The sequence below is a fragment of the Streptomyces sp. MI02-7b genome, assembly GCF_033793585.1.
Classification (GTDB): domain Bacteria; phylum Actinomycetota; class Actinomycetes; order Streptomycetales; family Streptomycetaceae; genus Actinacidiphila.
The window spans coordinates 125,705-139,623 of sequence record NZ_JARAWX010000003.1; the positions used below are offsets into that span (position 1 = coordinate 125,705).

A 13,919-nucleotide genomic window follows, 5' to 3' on the forward strand; every position below is an offset into this window, starting at 1 on the left:
GAGCGGATCGGGGAGGTGGTGCGACGGTGCTTGCCGGCGATGCCGCACGCGAGCGGACGGTGGAAGTGCTCAAGGACGCGTACACCGAGGGACGGCTGACGCTCCAGGAGTACGAGGAGCGCATAGGGCGGGCGTACGTGTCCCGCACCTACGGTGAACTGGACGTGCTGGTGCTGGACATCCCGCGGCCGCGGCCGGCGCCGCCGCCCGGGGTCAACTCGAAGGCCGTCGCCGCGCTGATCTGCGGCATAAGCGCGGTGTTCCTGGGGCTCACGGCGCTGCCCGCGATCGTGCTGGGTCACCTGGCCCGCCGGGAGGTCCGCCGCACGGGTGAACAGGGGGACGGCTTCGCGCTGGCCGGGCTGATCCTGGGCTACGTCGTCACGGCGCTGCTGCTGCTCGTGACGGTGCTCGTGGTCGTGCTCGTGGTCGCCGTGACGAACGAGGTCACGTCACCCACCGGCCCTTAACACATGGGGACATATCGGGCGCGACGGGACGAAATCCCATTTGTTTTGACCGGAGCGGGTGCGCTGGGTACGCTCTGACCTTGTGCCTGGGGTGTGCCCGGGTTCCTGCGCGTGCACTTGTCCGCGCGGGATTCCGAGGCCGAACGCCGCGACACGCCGACAATACGCACTTTCCGCTTCGGTGGAAAGCGTATGGGGCTCGCGACACACCCGACCGCGTGGGTCGGGGGAACTCCAGGTTAGAAGTATCGAGATCGGCACACAGAAACCGGAGAAACGGTGCCTACGATCCAGCAGCTGGTCCGAAAGGGCCGGCAGGACAAGGTCGAGAAGAACAAGACGCCCGCGCTGAAGGGTTCCCCGCAGCGCCGCGGCGTCTGCACGCGCGTCTACACGACCACCCCGAAGAAGCCGAACTCGGCCCTGCGTAAGGTCGCGCGTGTGCGTCTGACCAGCGGCATCGAGGTCACCGCTTACATCCCGGGTGAGGGTCACAACCTGCAGGAGCACTCCATCGTGCTCGTGCGTGGTGGCCGTGTGAAGGACCTGCCGGGTGTTCGTTACAAGATCATCCGCGGTTCGCTGGACACCCAGGGTGTCAAGAACCGCAAGCAGGCCCGCAGCCGCTACGGCGCCAAGAAGGAGAAGTAAGAATGCCTCGTAAGGGCCCCGCCCCGAAGCGCCCGGTCATCATCGACCCGGTCTACGGTTCTCCTCTGGTGACCTCGCTCGTCAACAAGATCCTCCTGCACGGGAAGCGCTCCACCGCCGAGCGCATCGTGTACGGCGCCCTCGAGGGCCTGCGCGAGAAGACCGGCCAGGACCCGGTCATCACGCTCAAGCGCGCTCTGGAGAACGTCAAGCCCTCCCTGGAGGTCAAGTCCCGCCGTGTCGGTGGCGCGACCTACCAGGTGCCGGTCGAGGTCCGCCCCGGCCGTGCCAACACCCTGGCGCTGCGCTGGCTCGTGGGTTACTCCCGTGCCCGCCGCGAGAAGACCATGACCGAGCGTCTGATGAACGAGCTGATGGACGCCAGCAACGGTCTGGGCGCCGCGGTGAAGCGCCGCGAGGACACCCACAAGATGGCCGAGTCCAACAAGGCCTTCGCGCACTACCGCTGGTAGTCGCTACCCCATCGAGATCCGAGAGAAGACTGAAGCCTTATGGCTACCACTTCACTTGACCTGGCCAGGGTCCGCAACATCGGGATCATGGCCCACATCGACGCGGGCAAGACGACGACCACCGAGCGGATCCTGTTCTACACCGGTGTTTCGTACAAGATCGGTGAGGTCCACGACGGCGCTGCCACGATGGACTGGATGGAGCAGGAGCAGGAGCGCGGCATCACGATCACGTCCGCCGCGACCACCTGTCACTGGCCGCTGGAGAACGTCGACCACACGATCAACATCATCGACACGCCGGGTCACGTCGACTTCACCGTCGAGGTGGAGCGCTCCCTTCGCGTGCTCGACGGTGCCGTGACGGTGTTCGACGGTGTCGCCGGCGTTGAGCCGCAGTCCGAGACCGTGTGGCGTCAGGCGGACCGCTACGGCGTTCCGCGCATCTGCTTCGTCAACAAGCTGGACCGTACCGGCGCGGAGTTCCACCGCTGCGTCGACATGATCACGGACCGGCTGGGCGCGACCCCGATCGTCATGCAGCTGCCGATCGGTGCCGAGGCCGACTTCAAGGGCGTCGTGGACCTGGTCCGCATGAAGGCCCTGGTCTGGTCCGCGGAGGCGACCAAGGGCGAGATGTACGACGTCGTCGACATCCCGGCCACGCACACCGAGGCGGCCGACGAGTGGCGCGGCAAGATGCTCGAGGCCGTCGCCGAGAACGACGAAGAGATGATGGAGCTGTACCTGGAGGGCACTGAGCCCACCGAGGAGCAGCTGTACGCGGCCATCCGCCGCGTCACCATCAACTCCGGCAAGGGCGACGGTGTCACCGTCACCCCGGTCTTCTGCGGCACCGCCTTCAAGAACAAGGGCGTGCAGCCCCTGCTCGACGCGGTCGTGCGCTACCTCCCCTCCCCGCTGGACGTCGAGGCCATCGAGGGCCACGCGGTCGGCGACGCGGAGGAGATCGTCAAGCGCAGGCCGTCCGACGACGAGCCGCTGTCGGCGCTGGCGTTCAAGATCATGAGCGACCCGCACCTCGGCAAGCTCACCTTCGTCCGCGTGTACTCCGGCCGCCTGGAGTCCGGCACCGCCGTGCTGAACTCCGTCAAGGGCCGCAAGGAGCGCATCGGCAAGATCTACCGCATGCACGCGAACAAGCGTGAGGAGATCGAGTCGGTGGGCGCCGGCGACATCGTCGCCGTCATGGGCCTGAAGCAGACCACCACCGGTGAGACGCTGAGCGACGAGAAGAACCCGGTGATCCTGGAGTCCATGGACTTCCCGGCGCCGGTCATCCAGGTCGCGATCGAGCCCAAGTCCAAGGGCGACCAGGAGAAGCTGGGTGTCGCCATCCAGCGTCTCGCGGAGGAGGACCCCTCCTTCCAGGTCCACTCGGACGAGGAGACCGGCCAGACCATCATCGGCGGTATGGGCGAACTGCACCTCGAGGTGCTGGTCGACCGCATGCGCCGTGAGTTCAAGGTCGAGGCCAACGTCGGCAAGCCGCAGGTGGCGTACCGCGAGACCATTCGCAAGAAGGTCGACCGGATCGACTACACCCACAAGAAGCAGACCGGTGGTACGGGCCAGTTCGCGAAGGTCCAGATCTCCATCGAGCCTCTCGAGGGCGGCGACGCGAACTACGAGTTCGTCAACCAGGTCACCGGTGGCCGCATCCCCCGCGAGTACATCCCGTCGGTGGACGCCGGTGCTCAGGAGGCCATGAAGTTCGGCATCCTGGCGGGCTACGAGATGGTGGGCGTTCGCATCACCCTTCTCGACGGTGCCTACCACGAGGTCGACTCCTCCGAGCTGGCGTTCAAGATCGCCGGTTCGCAGGCCTTCAAGGAGGGCGCGCGCAAGGCGAGCCCCGTGCTGCTCGAGCCGATGATGGCCGTCGAGGTCACCACGCCCGAGGAGTCCATGGGCGACGTCATCGGCGACATCAACTCCCGCCGTGGCCAGATCCAGGCCATGGAGGAGCGTGCCGGCGCCCGGGTCGTCAAGGCCCTGGTGCCCCTGTCGGAGATGTTCGGCTACGTCGGCGACCTCCGCAGCAAGACGTCGGGTCGCGCGAGCTACTCGATGCAGTTCGACTCCTACGCCGAGGTTCCCAAGAACGTCGCCGAGGAGATCATCGCGAAGGCCAAGGGCGAGTAACCGCAGTTCTTCACGCTGCACACACGCCGTAGGCTTGACCGGGAGGCTTCGGGGTATTCCGCCGCAAACCGCAAGGGGAGCGTCGGATACCCCGGCCGCCCGCAACCCAGCAAAGATCACCTGGCGCCGATGAAGTAAGGCGTACCAGAACCACTTCACAGGAGGACCCCAGTGGCGAAGGCGAAGTTCGAGCGGACTAAGCCGCACGTCAACATCGGCACCATCGGTCACATCGACCACGGTAAGACGACCCTCACGGCCGCCATTACCAAGGTGCTGCACGACGCGTACCCGGACCTGAACGAGGCCTCGGCCTTCGACCAGATCGACAAGGCTCCCGAGGAGCGCCAGCGCGGTATCACCATCTCCATCGCGCACGTCGAGTACCAGACCGAGGCGCGCCACTACGCCCACGTCGACTGCCCGGGTCACGCGGACTACATCAAGAACATGATCACCGGTGCCGCGCAGATGGACGGCGCGATCCTCGTGGTCGCCGCCACCGACGGCCCGATGCCGCAGACCAAGGAGCACGTCCTCCTGGCCCGCCAGGTCGGCGTTCCCTACATCGTGGTCGCGCTGAACAAGGCCGACATGGTGGACGACGAGGAGATCCTGGAGCTCGTCGAGCTCGAGGTCCGCGAGCTGCTCTCCGAGTACGAGTTCCCGGGCGACGACCTGCCGGTCGTCCGCGTCTCCGCGCTCAAGGCCCTCGAGGGCGACAAGGAGTGGGGCGAGAAGCTCCTCGGCCTCATGTCCGCCGTGGACGAGGCCATCCCCACCCCCGAGCGCGACGTCGACAAGCCGTTCCTGATGCCGATCGAGGACGTCTTCACGATCACCGGTCGTGGCACCGTCGTCACCGGCCGCATCGAGCGTGGTGTGCTCAAGGTCAACGAGACCGTCGACATCATCGGCATCAAGACCGAGAAGACCACCACCACGGTCACCGGCATCGAGATGTTCCGCAAGCTGCTCGACGAGGGCCAGGCCGGTGAGAACGTCGGTCTGCTCCTCCGTGGCATCAAGCGCGAGGACGTCGAGCGCGGCCAGGTCATCATCAAGCCGGGTTCGGTCACGCCGCACACCGACTTCGAGGCCCAGGCCTACATCCTGTCGAAGGACGAGGGTGGCCGTCACACCCCGTTCTTCAACAACTACCGCCCGCAGTTCTACTTCCGTACCACGGACGTGACCGGCGTCGTGACCCTCCCCGAGGGCACCGAGATGGTCATGCCGGGCGACAACACCGCCATGACGGTCGCGCTGATCCAGCCGATCGCCATGGAGGAGGGCCTGAAGTTCGCCATCCGCGAGGGTGGCCGGACCGTCGGCGCCGGCCAGGTCACCAAGATCCTGAAGTAAGGATCCCGGCGATCCGCCGCTTGCCGTAGGCGAGCTGCACGAGGGCCCCGGCCCACCGTTCACGCGGTGGGCCGGGGCCCTCGTCGTCGTGCCGCGCCGTTCCGGGCTCCCGGCGGTGCCGGGCGGCGCGGGCCGGGTACCACCAATGGCGCGCAGCACGGGCGTGCCCCGGTGACCGGGTGTTACGAATGATTGCGTTCGGTGCACACCCGTACGACTCCTGGAGCCCCCCGCCATGCGCATATCCCCGCGCCGGCTCGCGGCCGTCGCCGCAGCCCTCACGGCCGTTCTCGCCGCCCCGGCGGGCACCTCCGGGGCGGCGGCGCCGCCTCCGGTCCCGGCGCCGCTCAGGATGGCGTCGGAGGGCGGCATCGCGGGGCAGTACCTGGTGACGCTGGCGGCCGGCACCGATCCGCGGTCGGTGGTGCGCGAGGTCGGTGCGGCGCCCATGTTCACCTTCACCAGCGCCCTGTTGGGCTTCGCGGCGCGGCTGACCGACCGCCAGGTCTCGGAACTGCGCACGGTGCCGGGTGTGCGGGCGGTGGAGCAGGACGCGGTGGTGACCGTGCCGCGGCCGCAGGCGGTGGCGGCCGCGTCCGACGAGGTCTCGTGGGGCCTGGCCCGGATCAACCACCGCGAGGCGGGCGCCGCGGGCTTCTCGGTCCGGGCGACCGGCGCCGACGTCACCTCGTACATCATCGACACCGGGATCGACTTCGCCCACGAGGAGTTCGGGGGGCGGGCGGTGCCCGGCTACGACGTGGTGGGGGACGGGCAGCAGGGCGCGGACTGCAACGGGCACGGCACCCATGTCGCCGGCACCGTCGGCGGCGCGCACTCGGGCGTGGCCCGCGGTACCCGGCTGGTGTCGGTGCGGGTGCTGGGCTGCGACGGCAGCGGCTCGATCGCCTCGGTGGTGGCGGGCGTCAACTGGGTGGCGGAGCACGCCGTGAAGCCGGCCGTCGCGAACCTGTCGGTCGGCGGGCCGCACACCGAGGCCTCGGAGCGGGCGGTCGAGGGGCTGGCCGCGGCCGGGGTCTTCCCGGTCGTCGCGGCGGGCAACGGCGACACCGACGCCTGCGGCACCTCGCCCGCGGGGGCGCCGGACGCCTTCACCGTCGCCGCCGCCGACGAGTCCGACCGCAAGGCGGAGTTCAGCAACTGGGGGCCGTGCGTGGACATCAACGCGCCGGGCACGAACATCACCTCGGCCGCCCGGGGCGGCGGCTTCGCCCGTATGAGCGGCACGTCGATGGCGGCGCCGCACGTCACCGGTGTCGCCGCGCTCTACAAGGACACCCACGGGGACGTGTCCACCGCCGCCCTCGCCGCCTGGCTGACCGCCAACGCCACGCCGGACGTGCCGGCGCTGCTGCCCGCCGGCACGCCGCGCCTGATGCTGTACACCGGGGGGTTGTGATCCGGCACGGGGGGCGGGTTTGGAGTCCGGTGGCGGCGGGGTAAGCTACCCGGCCCGATTGGCGTCCGGCACGTCCGGTATGGCAGACTAGCCGGGTTGCTCGGTCGAGCGCCGATGTTGCGCGCCTCCCGTCGGGAGGACCGGAAGCGAGTCCCACAGTACTCGTCGTCCCTCAGGGGGCGGACGTACGGGAATCTTCCGGGAAGCGTCAGCGGGGTGCTCACCAGGCGCTCGGTGGGTGTCTTCTCCCACGTATCCCCTCCCTGAGGGTCTCCGCCATGCGGAGATTTACAAGAAGGGGTGCGACACGCCCGACCGCGTGGGTCGGAGAAGACGGTCGAACCACCGAGTTCCAGAGCGTTACTACTAGACAGGACTACGAAGTAGCCATGGCGGGACAGAAGATCCGCATCCGGCTCAAGGCCTACGACCACGAGGTCATCGACTCTTCGGCGAAGAAGATCGTCGAGACGGTGACGCGTACTGGTGCGCAGGTCGCGGGCCCGGTGCCGCTGCCCACTGAGAAGAACGTGTACTGCGTCATCAAGTCGCCGCACAAGTACAAGGACTCGCGCGAGCACTTCGAGATGCGCACGCACAAGCGCCTGATCGACATCCTCGACCCGACGCCCAAGACCGTTGACTCGCTGATGCGCCTGGACCTTCCGGCCGGCGTTGACATCGAGATCAAGCTCTGAGAGGCGCGGAACAGATGGCTAAGCAGATCAAGGGCATCCTGGGCGAGAAGCTCGGCATGACCCAGGTCTGGGACGAGAACAACCGTGTCGTCCCGGTGACCGTGGTCAAGGCCGGCCCGAACGTCGTGACCCAGGTCCGTACGAACGATGTCGACGGTTACGAGTCGGTCCAGATCGCCTTCGGCGAGATCGACCCGCGCAAGGTGAACAAGCCCCTCAAGGGCCACTTCGCCAAGGCCGACGTGACCCCCCGCCGCCACCTGGTGGAGCTCCGCACCTCCGACGCGGCCGAGTACAGCCTCGGCCAGGAGATCACCGCGGAGGTCTTCGAGGCCGGCGTGAAGGTGGACGTCACCGGCAAGAGCAAGGGCAAGGGCTTCGCCGGTGTCATGAAGCGTCACAACTTCAAGGGCCTCGGCGCCGGTCACGGCACCCAGCGCAAGCACCGCTCTCCCGGCTCCATCGGTGGCTGCGCCACCCCGGGCCGTGTGTTCAAGGGTCTGCGCATGGCGGGCCGCATGGGCAACGAGCGGGTCACCACCCAGAACCTGACCGTCCACGCCGTTGACGCGGAGAAGGGCCTGCTGCTCATCAAGGGCGCGGTTCCCGGCCCGAACGGCGGCCTCGTCCTGGTCCGCACCGCGGCCAAGGGGGCCTGAGGATATGAGCACCATTGACATTCTGTCGCCCGCCGGCGACAAGGCCGGGACCGTTGAGCTCCCGGGCGAGATCTTCGACGCGAAGGTCAGCATTCCGCTGATCCACCAGGTCGTCGTGGCGCAGCTGGCCGCCGCCCGTCAGGGCACGCACAAGGTCAAGACGCGTGGCGAGGTCCGCGGTGGCGGCAAGAAGCCGTACCGCCAGAAGGGCACCGGCCGCGCCCGTCAGGGTTCGACCCGCGCCCCGCAGTTCGCCGGTGGTGGCGTCGTGCACGGTCCCGTGCCGCGTGACTACTCGCAGCGGACCCCGAAGAAGATGAAGGCCGCCGCCCTGCGCGGTGCCCTCACCGACCGGGCGCGTCACAACCGCATCCACGTCGTGACCGGCGTCATCGAGGGCGAGTCCCCGTCGACGAAGGCCGCCAAGGTGCTGCTGGGCAAGATCAGCGACCGCAAGAACGTGCTGCTCGTCGCCGACCGCGCCGAAGAGGCCGCGTGGCTGTCCGCGCGCAACCTGCCCCAGGTGCACATCCTGGAGGCCGGCCAGCTGAACACGTACGACGTGCTCGTCTCCGACGACGTGGTCTTCACCAAGGCCGCCTTCGACCGCTTCATCGGTAACGGCGCCGCCGAGACCGAAGGGAGCGACGCCTGATGGCCGAGCAGACCGCGATCACCAGCCGGACCTTCACGGACCACCGTGACATCCTGGTCAAGCCGGTGGTCTCCGAGAAGAGCTACGCGCTGCTGGACGAGAACAAGTACACGTTCGTCGTCGACCCGCGCGCGAACAAGACCCAGATCAAGCAGGCCGTCGAGGCGGTCTTCTCGGTCAAGGTCACCGGGGTCAACACGATCAACCGTCAGGGTAAGCGCAAGCGCACCAAGACCGGTTTCGGCAAGCGCAAGGACACCAAGCGCGCCATCGTGACCCTCGCCGAGGGCGACCGCATCGACATCTTCGGCGGACCGGTCTCCTAACGGGGGCCGGGACGAGTCGAAGTCCGGAATCTTCCGAGGACTGAGAAATGGGTATCCGCAAGTACAAGCCGACGACCCCGGGCCGTCGTGGCTCCAGCGTCGCCGACTTCGTCGAGGTCACGCGGTCCACGCCGGAGAAGTCGCTGGTCCGCCCGCTGCACAGCAAGGGCGGCCGTAACAACGCCGGTCGTGTGACCGTTCGCCACCAGGGTGGTGGCCACAAGCGCGCCTACCGCGTGATCGACTTCCGTCGTCACGACAAGGACGGCGTGCCGGCCAAGGTCGCGCACATCGAGTACGACCCCAACCGCACCGCGCGCATCGCGCTCCTGCACTACGCGGACGGCGAGAAGCGCTACATCCTCGCGCCGGCCAAGCTGAGCCAGGGTGACCGGATCGAGAACGGCCCCGGGGCCGACATCAAGCCGGGCAACAACCTGCCGCTGCGCTACATCCCGGTCGGTACGACGGTGCACGCCATCGAGCTGCGTCCCGGCGGCGGCGCGAAGATCTCCCGTTCCGCGGGCTCTTCGGTGCAGCTGCTGGCGAAGGAGGGCTCCATGGCCACCCTTCGCATGCCGTCCGGTGAAGTTCGCATGGTCGACGTCCGCTGCCGCGCCACCATCGGCGAGGTCGGCAACGCCGAGCAGTCGAACATCAACTGGGGCAAGGCCGGCCGTATGCGCTGGAAGGGCGTCCGCCCGACCGTCCGCGGTGTGGCCATGAACCCCGTCGACCACCCGCACGGTGGTGGTGAGGGCAAGACCTCCGGTGGTCGCCACCCGGTCAGCCCGTGGGGCCAGAAGGAAGGTCGTACTCGCTCGCCGAAGAAGGCCAGCAGCAAGTACATCGTCCGCCGCCGCAAGACGAACAAGAAGCGCTAGGAGCGGGTTTAGATGCCGCGCAGTCTCAAGAAGGGGCCCTTCGTCGACGACCACCTCATCAAGAAGGTGGACGTTCAGAACGAGGCCGGTACCCACAACGTCATCAAGACCTGGTCCCGCCGCTCGATGATCATCCCGGCGATGCTGGGCCACACGATCGCGGTGCACGACGGCCGTAAGCACGTCCCGGTGTTTGTCACCGAGTCGATGGTCGGCCACAAGCTCGGCGAGTTCGCGCCGACCCGCACCTTCCGCGGCCACGAGAAGGACGACCGCAAGTCGCGTCGTCGCTGACCTGCGGAGCGGAACAGTGACGACAAAGACAGACACCGAAGGGACAACCATGGAAGCCAGGGCCCAGGCGCGGTACATCCGCGTCACGCCCATGAAGGCCCGCCGCGTGGTGGACCTCATCCGTGGCATGAGTGCCACGGAGGCTCAGGCGGTCCTGCGTTTCGCCCCGCAGGCCGCGAGCGTGCCGGTGGGCAAGGTGCTCGACAGCGCCATTGCCAACGCCGCGCACAACTACGACCACACCGATGCCGAGTCGCTGTACATCAGCGAGGCGTTCGTGGACGAGGGCCCGACCCTGAAGCGGTTCCGTCCGCGTGCGCAGGGCCGTGCCTACCGGATCCGTAAGCGGACCAGCCACATCACCGTGGTCGTCAGCAGCAAGGAAGGAACCCGGTAATGGGCCAGAAGGTTAACCCGTACGGGTTCCGCCTCGGCATCACCACGGACTTCAAGTCCCGGTGGTACGCCGACAAGCTGTACAAGGACTACGTCAAGGAAGACGTCGCCATCCGCCGGATGATGACGCAGGGCATGGAGCGGGCCGGCATCTCGAAGGTCGAGATCGAGCGCACCCGTGACCGCGTCCGCGTCGACATCCACACCGCCCGGCCGGGCATCGTCATCGGCCGTCGCGGCGCGGAGGCCGACCGTATCCGCGGCGACCTGGAGAAGCTGACCGGCAAGCAGGTCCAGCTGAACATCCTCGAGGTCAAGAACCCGGAGACGGACGCTCAGCTGGTGGCCCAGGCCGTCGCCGAGCAGCTGTCCTCCCGCGTCTCCTTCCGTCGTGCCATGCGCAAGAGCATGCAGAGCACGATGAAGGCCGGCGCCAAGGGCATCAAGATCCAGTGCGGTGGCCGTCTCGGCGGCGCCGAGATGTCCCGCTCCGAGTTCTACCGCGAGGGTCGCGTTCCGCTGCACACGCTGCGCGCCAACGTCGACTACGGCTTCTTCGAGGCCAAGACGACCTTCGGCCGTATCGGCGTGAAGGTCTGGATCTACAAGGGCGATGTCAAGAACATCGCCGAGGTCCGCGCGGACAACGCCGCGGCCCGTGCCGGCAACCGCCCGGCCCGTGGTGGCGGCGCCGGCAACGACCGCCCGCAGCGCCGCGGTGGCGAGCGCGGCGGCCGCGGCCGCCGTCCCCAGGGTGACGCCCAGGCCCCCAAGGCCGAGGCGACCACCGCTGAGGCTCCGGCCGCGGAGACCACTGGAACGGAGGCCTGACCCCCATGCTGATCCCCCGTCGGGTCAAGCACCGTAAGCAGCACCACCCCAAGCGCGATGGCATGGCCAAGGGTGGCACCGAGCTGGCGTTCGGTGAGTACGGCATCCAGGCGCTGACCCCGGCCTATGTGACGAACCGGCAGATCGAGTCCGCTCGTATCGCCATCACCCGTCACATCCGCCGTGGCGGCAAGGTCTGGATCAACATCTACCCGGACCGTCCCCTCACGAAGAAGCCGGCCGAAACCCGCATGGGTTCCGGTAAGGGCTCCCCCGAGTGGTGGGTCGCGAACGTCAAGCCCGGTCGGGTGATGTTCGAGCTGTCCTTCCCGAACGAGAAGGTTGCGCGTGAGGCGCTCACCCGAGCCGCCCACAAGCTTCCGATGAAGTGCCGGATCGTCCGGCGCGAGGCAGGTGAGCTGTGATGGCGGCCGGTACCAAGGCGACCGAGCTGCGTCAGCTGGGCGACGAGGAGCTCGTCGGCAAGCTGCGTGAGGCCAAGGAGGAGCTGTTCAACCTCCGCTTCCAGGCGGCCACCGGACAGCTCGAGAACAACTCCCGGCTGAAGATCGTCCGCAAGGACATCGCCCGGATCTACACCCTCATGCGTGAGCGTGAGCTCGGCATCGAGACGGTGGAGAACGCCTGATGAGCGAGAAGAATGTGACTGAGAGCAGCGAGCAGCGCGGCGACCGCAAGACCCGTGAGGGCCTCGTGGTGAGCGACAAGATGGACAAGACCGTTGTGGTCGCCGTCGAGGACCGTGTGAAGCACGCCCTCTACGGCAAGGTCATCCGCCGCACCAACAAGCTCAAGGCGCACGACGAGCAGAACGCCGCGGGTGTCGGCGACCGTGTCCTCCTCATGGAGACCCGGCCGCTGTCCGCGACCAAGCGCTGGCGCGTCGTCGAGATCCTCGAGAAGGCCAAGTAACACGCCGGGCCCCCGGACCGGCCGCGTGATCGCACGCGGCCGGTCCGGAGCCGGTCAGCAATTCCTGCGGGGAACATCCCGCAGGACGGTTCCGCCAGGCTCGCAGGGTGATCCGCAAGGATCCTGCGGGAACCGGCAGACGATCAGGAGATAGACGTGATCCAGCAGGAGTCGCGACTTCGTGTCGCCGACAACACTGGTGCGAAGGAAATCCTTTGCATCCGTGTGCTCGGTGGCTCCGGTCGCCGCTACGCGGGAATCGGTGACGTCATTGTCGCCACCGTCAAGGACGCGATCCCCGGTGGCAACGTGAAGAAGGGCGACGTCGTCAAGGCGGTCGTCGTGCGCACCGTCAAGGAGCGCCGCCGTGCCGACGGTTCGTACATCCGCTTCGACGAGAACGCGGCCGTCATCCTCAAGAACGACGGTGACCCCCGCGGCACCCGCATCTTCGGCCCGGTGGGCCGGGAGCTGCGCGAGAAGAAGTTCATGAAGATCATCTCGCTCGCGCCGGAGGTGCTGTAACCGATGAAGATCAAGAAGGGCGACCTGGTCCAGGTCATCACCGGTAAGGACAAGGGCAAGCAGGGCAAGGTCATCGCGGCCTACCCGGCTGAGGACCGCGTCCTGGTCGAGGGTGTCAACCGGGTCAAGAAGCACACGAAGGCCGGCCAGACGGACCGCGGTTCGAAGACCGGCGGCATCATCACGACCGAGGCCCCCGTGCACGTCTCCAACGTCCAGCTGGTCGTGGAGAAGGACGGGAACAAGGTCGTGACCCGCGTCGGCTACCGCTTCGACGACGAGGGCAACAAGATCCGCGTTGCCAAGCGGACCGGTGAGGACATCTGATGACTACCACCGACACGACGCACGTGAAGCCGCGTCTGAAGGCGCGCTACCGCGAGGAGATCGCGGGCAAGATGCGTGACGAGTTCCAGTACGAGAACGTCATGCAGATCCCCGGTCTCACCAAGATCGTGGTCAACATGGGTGTGGGCGACGCCGCCCGCGACTCCAAGCTGATCGAGGGCGCCATCCGCGACCTCACCACGATCACCGGCCAGAAGCCGGCCGTCACCAAGGCCCGGAAGTCCATCGCGCAGTTCAAGCTGCGCGAGGGTCAGCCGATCGGCGCCCACGTCACCCTCCGCGGTGACCGCATGTGGGAGTTCCTGGACCGCCTGCTGTCGCTCGCGCTTCCGCGTATCCGCGACTTCCGGGGTCTTTCGCCGAAGCAGTTCGACGGCCGCGGCAACTACACCTTCGGTCTCACGGAGCAGGTCATGTTCCACGAGATCGACCAGGACAAGATCGACCGTGTCCGGGGTATGGACATCACCGTGGTGACCACGGCGACCAACGACGCTGAGGGCCGCGCGCTCCTTCGTCACCTCGGCTTCCCGTTCAAGGAGGCGTGAGCCGTGGCGAAGAAGGCTCTTATCGCGAAGGCCGCCCGCAAGCCCAAGTTCGGCGTGCGTGGCTACACGCGCTGCCAGCGTTGCGGCCGTCCGCACTCCGTGTACCGCAAGTTCGGCCTCTGCCGCGTGTGCCTTCGTGAGATGGCACACCGCGGTGAGCTGCCGGGCGTGACCAAGAGCTCCTGGTAACAACCCTTCTGGGTTGTGCCGGACTCTCGGTGAGCATCAAGGACGGCGAGATCCCGCCCGTCGCCCGCCACCGCCCCTCCGGGGGCGC

21 protein-coding genes are annotated in these 13,919 nt (G+C 67.6%); all 21 read left to right on the forward strand.

Features of this window, described 5'->3' with window-relative positions:
- Nucleotides 1-26: 26 nt before the first annotated feature.
- Entirely contained in the window at nucleotides 27-470 is a 444-nt protein-coding gene (locus PV364_RS05215) for a DUF1707 and DUF4190 domain-containing protein (RefSeq protein WP_319658476.1), read from the forward strand.
- Between the two features lie 279 nt (nucleotides 471-749).
- Nucleotides 750-1,121 (forward strand): 30S ribosomal protein S12, encoded by a 372-nt coding sequence (rpsL, locus tag PV364_RS05220; RefSeq protein ID WP_014144289.1) that lies wholly within the window; start codon nucleotides 750-752, stop codon nucleotides 1,119-1,121.
- A 2-nt stretch (nucleotides 1,122-1,123) separates the two neighbouring features.
- Nucleotides 1,124-1,594 carry a 30S ribosomal protein S7 gene (rpsG, locus tag PV364_RS05225; RefSeq protein WP_319158066.1) on the forward strand — a complete coding sequence of 157 codons (471 nt, stop codon included), beginning with the start codon at nucleotides 1,124-1,126 and terminating at the stop codon, nucleotides 1,592-1,594.
- Nucleotides 1,595-1,633: 39 nt separating this feature from the next.
- Nucleotides 1,634-3,760: an elongation factor G gene (gene fusA, locus PV364_RS05230; RefSeq protein WP_319658477.1), complete on the forward strand. Its 2,127-nt coding sequence runs from the start codon at nucleotides 1,634-1,636 to the stop codon at nucleotides 3,758-3,760.
- 171 nt (nucleotides 3,761-3,931) lie between these two features.
- A complete protein-coding gene (gene tuf, locus PV364_RS05235; protein WP_319658478.1) occupies nucleotides 3,932-5,125 on the forward strand; it encodes an elongation factor Tu in 1,194 nt (397 codons plus the stop codon).
- A 235-nt stretch (nucleotides 5,126-5,360) separates the two neighbouring features.
- Nucleotides 5,361-6,545, forward strand: coding sequence for a S8 family peptidase (locus tag PV364_RS05240; protein WP_319658479.1), 1,185 nt, complete (start codon nucleotides 5,361-5,363; stop codon nucleotides 6,543-6,545).
- 389 nt (nucleotides 6,546-6,934) lie between these two features.
- Nucleotides 6,935-7,243, forward strand: coding sequence for a 30S ribosomal protein S10 (rpsJ, locus tag PV364_RS05245; RefSeq protein WP_014144312.1), 309 nt, complete (start codon nucleotides 6,935-6,937; stop codon nucleotides 7,241-7,243).
- A 14-nt stretch (nucleotides 7,244-7,257) separates the two neighbouring features.
- Nucleotides 7,258-7,902, forward strand: a complete 645-nt coding sequence (rplC, locus tag PV364_RS05250; protein WP_319658480.1) for a 50S ribosomal protein L3 — start codon at nucleotides 7,258-7,260, stop codon at nucleotides 7,900-7,902.
- A gap of 4 nt (nucleotides 7,903-7,906) precedes the next feature.
- Nucleotides 7,907-8,557 carry a 50S ribosomal protein L4 gene (gene rplD, locus PV364_RS05255; RefSeq protein ID WP_319658482.1) on the forward strand — a complete coding sequence of 217 codons (651 nt, stop codon included), beginning with the start codon at nucleotides 7,907-7,909 and terminating at the stop codon, nucleotides 8,555-8,557.
- Complete coding sequence (gene rplW, locus PV364_RS05260) at nucleotides 8,557-8,883, forward strand: 50S ribosomal protein L23 (RefSeq protein ID WP_319139009.1); 327 nt, start codon at nucleotides 8,557-8,559, stop codon at nucleotides 8,881-8,883. The genes rplD and rplW overlap by 1 nt, the downstream gene beginning before the upstream one ends.
- A 47-nt stretch (nucleotides 8,884-8,930) precedes the next feature.
- Nucleotides 8,931-9,767, forward strand: a complete 837-nt coding sequence (rplB, locus tag PV364_RS05265; RefSeq protein ID WP_319658483.1) for a 50S ribosomal protein L2 — start codon at nucleotides 8,931-8,933, stop codon at nucleotides 9,765-9,767.
- 12 nt (nucleotides 9,768-9,779) lie between these two features.
- Entirely contained in the window at nucleotides 9,780-10,061 is a 282-nt protein-coding gene (rpsS, locus tag PV364_RS05270) for a 30S ribosomal protein S19 (protein WP_018558873.1), read from the forward strand.
- A gap of 49 nt (nucleotides 10,062-10,110) precedes the next feature.
- Nucleotides 10,111-10,458 carry a 50S ribosomal protein L22 gene (gene rplV / locus PV364_RS05275; protein ID WP_319139012.1) on the forward strand — a complete coding sequence of 116 codons (348 nt, stop codon included), beginning with the start codon at nucleotides 10,111-10,113 and terminating at the stop codon, nucleotides 10,456-10,458.
- Complete coding sequence (rpsC, locus tag PV364_RS05280) at nucleotides 10,458-11,288, forward strand: 30S ribosomal protein S3 (protein WP_319658484.1); 831 nt, start codon at nucleotides 10,458-10,460, stop codon at nucleotides 11,286-11,288. The genes rplV and rpsC overlap by 1 nt, the downstream gene beginning before the upstream one ends.
- Before the next feature lie 5 nt (nucleotides 11,289-11,293).
- Nucleotides 11,294-11,713 carry a 50S ribosomal protein L16 gene (rplP, locus tag PV364_RS05285; RefSeq protein ID WP_319658485.1) on the forward strand — a complete coding sequence of 140 codons (420 nt, stop codon included), beginning with the start codon at nucleotides 11,294-11,296 and terminating at the stop codon, nucleotides 11,711-11,713.
- Entirely contained in the window at nucleotides 11,713-11,937 is a 225-nt protein-coding gene (gene rpmC / locus PV364_RS05290; protein WP_319658486.1) for a 50S ribosomal protein L29, read from the forward strand. The genes rplP and rpmC overlap by 1 nt, the downstream gene beginning before the upstream one ends.
- Complete coding sequence (rpsQ, locus tag PV364_RS05295) at nucleotides 11,937-12,221, forward strand: 30S ribosomal protein S17 (protein ID WP_319658487.1); 285 nt, start codon at nucleotides 11,937-11,939, stop codon at nucleotides 12,219-12,221. The genes rpmC and rpsQ overlap by 1 nt, the downstream gene beginning before the upstream one ends.
- Nucleotides 12,222-12,377: 156 nt before the next feature.
- Complete coding sequence (rplN, locus tag PV364_RS05300) at nucleotides 12,378-12,746, forward strand: 50S ribosomal protein L14 (RefSeq protein WP_319658488.1); 369 nt, start codon at nucleotides 12,378-12,380, stop codon at nucleotides 12,744-12,746.
- Between the two features lie 3 nt (nucleotides 12,747-12,749).
- Nucleotides 12,750-13,073 carry a 50S ribosomal protein L24 gene (gene rplX, locus PV364_RS05305; RefSeq protein WP_319658489.1) on the forward strand — a complete coding sequence of 108 codons (324 nt, stop codon included), beginning with the start codon at nucleotides 12,750-12,752 and terminating at the stop codon, nucleotides 13,071-13,073.
- Nucleotides 13,073-13,642, forward strand: a complete 570-nt coding sequence (gene rplE / locus PV364_RS05310; RefSeq protein WP_319658490.1) for a 50S ribosomal protein L5 — start codon at nucleotides 13,073-13,075, stop codon at nucleotides 13,640-13,642. Before rplX ends, rplE begins: the two co-directional genes overlap by 1 nt.
- Nucleotides 13,643-13,645: 3 nt before the next feature.
- Nucleotides 13,646-13,831 (forward strand): type Z 30S ribosomal protein S14, encoded by a 186-nt coding sequence (locus PV364_RS05315; RefSeq protein WP_003948630.1) that lies wholly within the window; start codon nucleotides 13,646-13,648, stop codon nucleotides 13,829-13,831.
- Nucleotides 13,832-13,919: the final 88 nt, after the last annotated feature.

What these genes read in the sequence shown, in the direction of transcription:
- rpsG (WP_319158066.1), top strand. Translation starts at nt 1,124, where the DNA reads ATGCCTCGTAAGGGCCCCGCCCCGAAGCGCCCGGTCATCATCGACCCG.
- fusA (WP_319658477.1), top strand. Translation starts at nt 1,634, where the DNA reads ATGGCTACCACTTCACTTGACCTGGCCAGGGTCCGCAACATCGGGATC.
- PV364_RS05240 (WP_319658479.1), top strand. Translation starts at nt 5,361, where the DNA reads ATGCGCATATCCCCGCGCCGGCTCGCGGCCGTCGCCGCAGCCCTCACG.
- rpsJ (WP_014144312.1), top strand. Translation starts at nt 6,935, where the DNA reads ATGGCGGGACAGAAGATCCGCATCCGGCTCAAGGCCTACGACCACGAG.
- rplC (WP_319658480.1), top strand. Translation starts at nt 7,258, where the DNA reads ATGGCTAAGCAGATCAAGGGCATCCTGGGCGAGAAGCTCGGCATGACC.
- rplD (WP_319658482.1), top strand. Translation starts at nt 7,907, where the DNA reads ATGAGCACCATTGACATTCTGTCGCCCGCCGGCGACAAGGCCGGGACC.
- rplW (WP_319139009.1), top strand. Translation starts at nt 8,557, where the DNA reads ATGGCCGAGCAGACCGCGATCACCAGCCGGACCTTCACGGACCACCGT.
- rplB (WP_319658483.1), top strand. Translation starts at nt 8,931, where the DNA reads ATGGGTATCCGCAAGTACAAGCCGACGACCCCGGGCCGTCGTGGCTCC.
- rpsS (WP_018558873.1), top strand. Translation starts at nt 9,780, where the DNA reads ATGCCGCGCAGTCTCAAGAAGGGGCCCTTCGTCGACGACCACCTCATC.
- rplV (WP_319139012.1), top strand. Translation starts at nt 10,111, where the DNA reads ATGGAAGCCAGGGCCCAGGCGCGGTACATCCGCGTCACGCCCATGAAG.
- rpsC (WP_319658484.1), top strand. Translation starts at nt 10,458, where the DNA reads ATGGGCCAGAAGGTTAACCCGTACGGGTTCCGCCTCGGCATCACCACG.
- rplP (WP_319658485.1), top strand. Translation starts at nt 11,294, where the DNA reads ATGCTGATCCCCCGTCGGGTCAAGCACCGTAAGCAGCACCACCCCAAG.
- rpmC (WP_319658486.1), top strand. Translation starts at nt 11,713, where the DNA reads ATGGCGGCCGGTACCAAGGCGACCGAGCTGCGTCAGCTGGGCGACGAG.
- rpsQ (WP_319658487.1), top strand. Translation starts at nt 11,937, where the DNA reads ATGAGCGAGAAGAATGTGACTGAGAGCAGCGAGCAGCGCGGCGACCGC.
- rplX (WP_319658489.1), top strand. Translation starts at nt 12,750, where the DNA reads ATGAAGATCAAGAAGGGCGACCTGGTCCAGGTCATCACCGGTAAGGAC.
- rplE (WP_319658490.1), top strand. Translation starts at nt 13,073, where the DNA reads ATGACTACCACCGACACGACGCACGTGAAGCCGCGTCTGAAGGCGCGC.